The sequence below is a fragment of the Kineococcus sp. NPDC059986 genome (genome assembly GCF_040702905.1).
In the GTDB taxonomy this organism is placed as follows: Bacteria; Actinomycetota; Actinomycetes; order Actinomycetales; family Kineococcaceae; genus Kineococcus.
This window is the reverse complement of sequence record NZ_JBFBND010000068.1, coordinates 1-5,743: the sequence shown is the minus strand read 5'-3', so window position 1 is coordinate 5,743 and position 5,743 is coordinate 1. Positions and strand designations below refer to the sequence as shown.

Sequence of the window (5,743 nt, the reverse complement as noted above, 5' to 3'; positions counted from 1 at the left end):
TTGGCGCCGGTCACGTAGGTGGCGTGGTGCTTGTCGTGGTGCAGCTCCATGATCGCCCCGGAGATGTGGGGCTCGAGCGCGGAGTAGTCGTAGGGGAGCTCGGGCAGCGTGTACGCGGTGGTTCCGTCGGTCATGGCGAGCACGCTGCCACCTCCAGCGCACTGGAGGTCAACCCGCGGAGTTCAGGACTCGGCGAGTTCCCCGCGGTGCCGGCGCAGGAACCGGGCGAACTCCGCTGCGGCCGGGGGCAGCTCGTCGAAGGTCCGGGCGGCGAGGACGGTGTGCCGGTGCGAGGACGCCCAGGGTTCGCTCAGCGCGGCCAGGACCGTCGGGGCGACGCCGTTGCGCCGGGCGACGGCCTCGGGGACGATCGCGCGCCCGACCCCGGCGGACGCGACGGTGCAGACGGCGGCCAGCGTGGGGAGTCGGATCCGGTACAGCGGGCGCAACCCGGCCCGGGCCGCCTCGGCGTCCACGAGCCGCTGCAGCGAGGTCGTGCCGGTCAACCCAACCATGGGTCCGCCCATCACCTCGGCCAACGTCATCCACGACCCGGGCGGACGGCCGCGGGCACCGGCGTCGATGACGACGAGCGGGTCGTCCCACAACTCCTGCACCTGGCAGCCGGGGATCCGTTCGCTGAGGACGGAGACGACCGCGAGGTCCACCCGTCCCTCCCGGACGGCGTCGAGCGCTGCGGCGCTGCCCATCTCGGTGAGGTCGATCCGCAACGTCGGTACGGCGCTCAGCGCCGCGGCCAGGAACTCCGGGAGGGCGTCCGCCGCGGCGCTGTTCGTCGCCACCCGGACGCTCTCGCGCAGCCCGTGCCCGAGGGCGAGCAGTTCTTGCTCGAGGTCGCCCGCGCGGTGCAGCAACCGCTCGGCGTCCTGCACCCACGACAGCCCGGTGTCGGTGACGGTGACGCCCCGTCGGTGCCGGCGCAGGAGCCGGACGTCGTACCGGCGTTCCAGGTTCGACAGACGGGCGCTCGCCGCGGCCAGGGACAACCCGCACTCGGCCGCGCCGGCGCTGATGGTGCCCGCGTGCGCGACGGCGACGAGCAGGCGGAGGTCGGTCAGCTCGAGCACGGGGCCATCATCACCGTCGCTGCACGCCCGTGTCAGCCTTCGGCCCCGCCGAAGCCTGACCCCGTCCCGTCGAACGACCAGACCACCCGGTCACGGGCAGACTGGCCGAGACCGAGCAACCACCCGTTCGAGACCGGAGGACAGTCGTGACGATCCAGGACCTGGTGCTGCTGCTCACGGGCGCCGTCGTGGCGGCCCCCCTGGTGCTGCGGGCCCGCTTCGGCGCTCCCGACGAGGCTCTCGACACGGGCGCGGACACGGACGCGGTCGCCACCGACGCGGAGATCGACGCGGAGATCGACGCGGTCATCGCGCGGATCCTCGCCGAGGACTCCCCGGCCCCGCGCGGCCACTGACCCGGCGCCCCGTCACGGGGCCAGCACGACGACCTTCCCCGCGATCCGTCCGGCGGCCCCTTCGGCGTGCAGGGCAGGCAGTTCCGCCAGCGGGATGCGACGGGTGACCTCGACGTGCAGGTCGCCCGCCTCCACGAGCCGCACGAGGTCGGCGAGCCGCTCGCGGTCCGGGCGGACGAAGACGGTGCGGGCCTGCACGCCGCGCGCCTCGTCACCGGGGGTGGTGAGGAACGCCGTCGTGCTGACGACCCGGCCGCCGTCGCGCACGAGCGCGACGAGGGCGGCGAAGCGTTCCGGTTCCAGCGGTGCGAGGTTCAGCAGGACGTCGACGGGTTCGGTGACGGCGTCGAACAGGTCCGCGCGGGTGTGGTCGACGACTTCGTGCGCCCCGGCCGCCCGGACGTCGTCCGCGCTGCGCGGGCTCGCGGTGGCGACGACGTGGACGCCGGCGCGGACGGCGAGCGCCACGGCGTACTTGCCGACGACTCCGCCCGCCCCCACGACGAGCAACCGCTGCCCCGCCACCAGGTCGCCCTCGTCGACGAGCGCCTGCCACGCGGTCAGTGCCACCGACGGCAGGGCGGCGGCGTCGGTGAGGGGGATCGTCGTCGGTGCGGTGACGAGCGCGTCGGCCGGTGCGAGCGCGAACTGGGCCGCCCCGCCGTCGCGCTCCATCGGCAGGAACCCGATGACGGCGTCCCCGACGGACAGGCCCTCCACCCCGTCACCGATCGCGTCGACCGTGCCGGAGACGTCGTACCCCGGGACGTGCGGCAGTTCCACGGGGATCGGCAGGAAGCCGCCGCGCATGCCGTTGTCGGCGGCGTTGTACGCGGACGCCGCGACCCGCAGCCGCACCTGACCGGCGCCCGGGGTGGGCACCGGGAGTTCCTCGTAGCGGAGGACCTCGGGTCCGCCGGTCTCGTGGAAGCGGAAGGCCCACGCCGTGGTGGGGACCTCGGCGGGGGAGTTCTCGGTCGTCGTCGTGCTCGTCACGGTGGTCCTCACAGGCGTCTCGGGTCCTGCCGGCGTGTTCCACGCCCGGCGAGCACCACCGTGGCAGGGAGGAGCCGTCTCATCCTGGGCCGATCTGGCCCACCTCCACGACGGCCGGTCCGGGGGCACCGTCGACGACCTCCGCCAGCCGTGACGCGTCGGCCGATCCGGGCGCGGCGGTCAGCAGCAGCGCGCCCAGGTCGTCACCGGGGATGGCCAGCAGGTTGCCCACGAGGGTCACGGGTTCGCCGTCCGAGCTCAGGAACGTCGCGCTGCTCTCGTACGCGGTGACCGGTCGCGGGGCCCGCCAGAGCGCGTCGAACGCCCGGCTGCCGGTGCGCAACGCGTCGACCAGGGCGGCCAGCGAGGCGTCGGTGGGGTAGCGCAGCCGGGCGTCCTTCAACCGCGCGACCAGGACGGACCGGTGGTCGGCGGCGTCCGCTTCGCCCTGCTGGAACGTGGCGAAGGGTGAGCAGAACGAGCGCCAGGCGATGTTCCACTCCCACTCCTCACCGGTGCGGTCCCAGTGCCCCAGCGCCTGGAACGCGCCGTTGACCGCGAGGAGGTTCATCGCCGCGTCGGCGACGAACATCGGGGTGTCGGGGAACCGTTCCAGCAGCCGGACGACGCCGGGGCCGAGGTCCGTCGGCACCTGCCCGTCGGCGGCCGCGTACCCCGCGAGCGCGGCGAGGCGTTCGTACTCCGCCCGCGGTGCCCCCGCGGCTCGCGCGACGGCGTCGACGACGGCGGCGGACGGGTGGCTGCGCCCTTGTTCGAGCCGCCGGACGTAGTCGGCGGACAGGCCCGCCAGGTCCCCGAGTTCTTCGCGGCGCAGCCCCCGCACGCGGCGGGCGGTCGCGGGCAACCCGACGGACTCCGGCGTCGTCGCCTCCCGCAGGCGCCGCAGCGCCATCCCGAACTCGTGGCTCGTCACGGGGTCAGTGGGCCCCGGTGGAATCCGTTCCGATCAGGGGCGGTGGCGTTCCTCGTACCGTCGGAACGGCGCCTGCGGGTCGGGGTGCCGGCCCTGGCCCAGGGGCAGGGCCCGGTCGGCCTCGGCCTTGGCGTACTCGTCGTAGAAGCTGTCGAGGGTGAAGTAGCGGCCGCCGTCCTCGTAGTGCTCGCCCTCCTGCTCGCGCGTCGCGGCGTAGACGACGCGGTCGGGGGCGGCGTAGTACAGGGCGCCCAGGCACATCGGGCACGGCGAGGCCGTCACGAAGACGTCGCACCCCGCGAGTTCCTTGCGTCCCCTGGTGGCGAGTTCCCGCAGCGCCGTGATCTCGGCGTGGGCCGTCACGTCGCCGTCCTGGACGGTGCGGTTGACGGCCTCGACGAGCACCTGCCCGGACGCCCGGTCGACGACGACGCAGCCGAAGGGCTTCCCGCCGTCCTCGACGTTCGCGGTGGCCAGGTCGACGGCGCGGGCGAGGTGCTCCCGGTCGGCGTCGGGGCTGTCGGTCACGGGGTGCTCCTCGGGTGCGGCGGGTCGGTCGGGCCGACCCTAGGTCGGGTCCCGGGTACCCGCACGGCCTGGCACGCTGGGGTGGTGAGCGCGCACGCCGTCGTCCGCCAGGTCCTGCCCGTGCCGGCCGCCGTCGCTTTCGACGTGGTGCACGACTACGCCCACCGGCTCGACTGGGACACGTTGCTGCGCGCGGCGTCCACCGTCGACGGCGCCGCGCCGGCCAAGGGGGTCGAGGCCGTCTGCCGGGCCCGTTGGTCGCTCGGCGGGATCTCGTTCCGCACGCGGTACGTGACGTTCCGCCGCCCCGACCTCGCGGCCGTCACCCTCACCTCGCGGTCGCCGCTCTTCGCGGCCTGGGCTGCCTCGATGCGGCACCGCGACCTCGACGACGGGCGCAGCGAGGTCGTCTACACGCTGACGTTCACGGGGTCGCCCGCGGTCCTGCGGCGCCCGGTGGAGTTCGTGGCCCTGCGGGCGTTCCGCTGGGAGACGGGCCGTCGCCTGCGGGCGCTGGCCGAGCACCTCGACCCCGCGACCGGTGGGTCCGCGACCCGTGGAGGAAGCTGAAGAGCACGACGAGTCGACACCAGCGACGTCACCACGGCGACGGGCGCGTCTCGTTGAGCAGCTGTTATGTCTCAGGACATCGGTGACACTTCTGCATCAAGACATCGGTGACACTTCAGGCCGTCTTGGTGGTGACACTTCTAGCTCCTCCGGCCCCGCCCTGCGGCACTCCGCCAGCCACCGCGGAGCGCGGACCTTCCCGGCGCCAGGCGACCCGCGCGCGGGGAGCGCGTAGCCGGCGGGCAGTCACAGCCAGGCGAGCAGCATCAGCGGAGCCGTGAGCGGCTCACCCGCACCGCCTCGACTTCACGGTCACGGACGTCACGGTCATGGCGATGTCCGGGTGCAAGTCGAGAGCGAAGATCACCTGCATATCCCGCGGTGGGGGCGCACGGTCCCGCAACCCGGTCCTACGCGCCTGCACTCAACCCACGATGGCGAGCAGGGCGTCCCCAACGCCTTCAACCGTCCGGACAGCCGAATGATCAACGGCGGCATCCGGGTCCCAAGAGCGCCGACAGGAGCTTGCTCGCACCCGGGACGTGCGAGCGTGGATACATGTCCGACCCTGCGGAGAACCAGCGACGGACCATGCCCCTTTGGCTCTGGCTACCGCTCGTGATCCTCGTCTTCGCCGTGATCACCGCCACCCTCAGGGAGATCGGTGACTCCCTCGGCTGGCCCCACTGGGCACACACCCTCGTCAGCGGCGGAAGCTTCGCCATCTTCGCCCTCACCACCTCGCCTCGGATCACTCGTGCCCAGAAGTCCTTCAAGGAGCGGCGACGCCTGCGGAAGGCACCACGGCCGTAGCGCGCTGCGCCTGATCGGACGTAGCGCGCCGACGCTCGGTCGTGCCACGGAGCGCACGGTCATCCCGCGATACGCGCTCGAATCTCGTCGGCGGAGAGTCCACGGCACCCCGGCTAAGTCCTGCTGCGACCTGACTGGAGCCTGCGGCGAGTAGTCACGCCAGCCAGAGCGCCGAGCCCGATGCCGAAAGCGGCTATGAGGACCGGGAGGAGCCAACCGGGTGCCGATGGGACGATGAGCGCCACCACGAGTCCCAGTACAGCTCCCAGAGCGGCCGCGATGGCGCCAACTATCGCGGGGAGCCAAGCTTCGATCTCGTTCACGAGACCACCCTCTCAAGACGCGGAGACCGTACGGTCATCCCGCGCTGTCGCGGGCTACCGGCGACGTCGCGCTCCTGACGAAGAGCGGGCAACAAGTGCCTGCGCCGATCACGCTGCGACCACCGCTCGGCACAC

6 protein-coding genes and 1 pseudogene are annotated in these 5,743 nt (G+C 73.1%); 2 read left to right on the top strand and 5 right to left on the bottom strand.

Features of this window, described 5'->3' with window-relative positions:
• Positions 1–134 (bottom strand): annotated as a pseudogene (locus AB0637_RS24735) (superoxide dismutase); the annotation flags it as partial.
• 48 nt (positions 135–182) lie between these two features.
• Positions 183–1,088 (bottom strand): LysR family transcriptional regulator, encoded by a 906-nt coding sequence (locus AB0637_RS24730; RefSeq protein WP_366175440.1) that lies wholly within the window; start codon positions 1,086–1,088, stop codon positions 183–185.
• Between the two features lie 146 nt (positions 1,089–1,234).
• Here AB0637_RS24730 and AB0637_RS24725 point away from each other — a divergent pair, with 146 nt between their 5' ends.
• A complete protein-coding gene (locus AB0637_RS24725; RefSeq protein WP_366175439.1) occupies positions 1,235–1,444 on the top strand; it encodes a hypothetical protein in 210 nt (69 codons plus the stop codon).
• A 12-nt stretch (positions 1,445–1,456) separates the two neighbouring features.
• Here AB0637_RS24725 and AB0637_RS24720 read toward each other — a convergent pair whose 3' ends face one another.
• From AB0637_RS24720 to AB0637_RS24710, 3 genes are all read right to left on the bottom strand, one after another.
• On the bottom strand, positions 1,457–2,440 hold the full coding sequence (locus tag AB0637_RS24720) for an NADP-dependent oxidoreductase (RefSeq protein ID WP_366175438.1): 984 nt from the start codon (positions 2,438–2,440) through the stop codon (positions 1,457–1,459).
• Between the two features lie 79 nt (positions 2,441–2,519).
• On the bottom strand, positions 2,520–3,374 hold the full coding sequence (locus tag AB0637_RS24715; RefSeq protein WP_366175436.1) for a helix-turn-helix transcriptional regulator: 855 nt from the start codon (positions 3,372–3,374) through the stop codon (positions 2,520–2,522).
• 33 nt (positions 3,375–3,407) lie between these two features.
• Positions 3,408–3,902 (bottom strand): nucleoside deaminase, encoded by a 495-nt coding sequence (locus AB0637_RS24710; protein WP_366175435.1) that lies wholly within the window; start codon positions 3,900–3,902, stop codon positions 3,408–3,410.
• An 84-nt stretch (positions 3,903–3,986) separates the two neighbouring features.
• Here AB0637_RS24710 and AB0637_RS24705 point away from each other — a divergent pair, with 84 nt between their 5' ends.
• On the top strand, positions 3,987–4,472 hold the full coding sequence (locus AB0637_RS24705; RefSeq protein ID WP_366175434.1) for an SRPBCC family protein: 486 nt from the start codon (positions 3,987–3,989) through the stop codon (positions 4,470–4,472).
• The last annotated feature ends 1,271 nt before the right edge of the window (positions 4,473–5,743 follow it).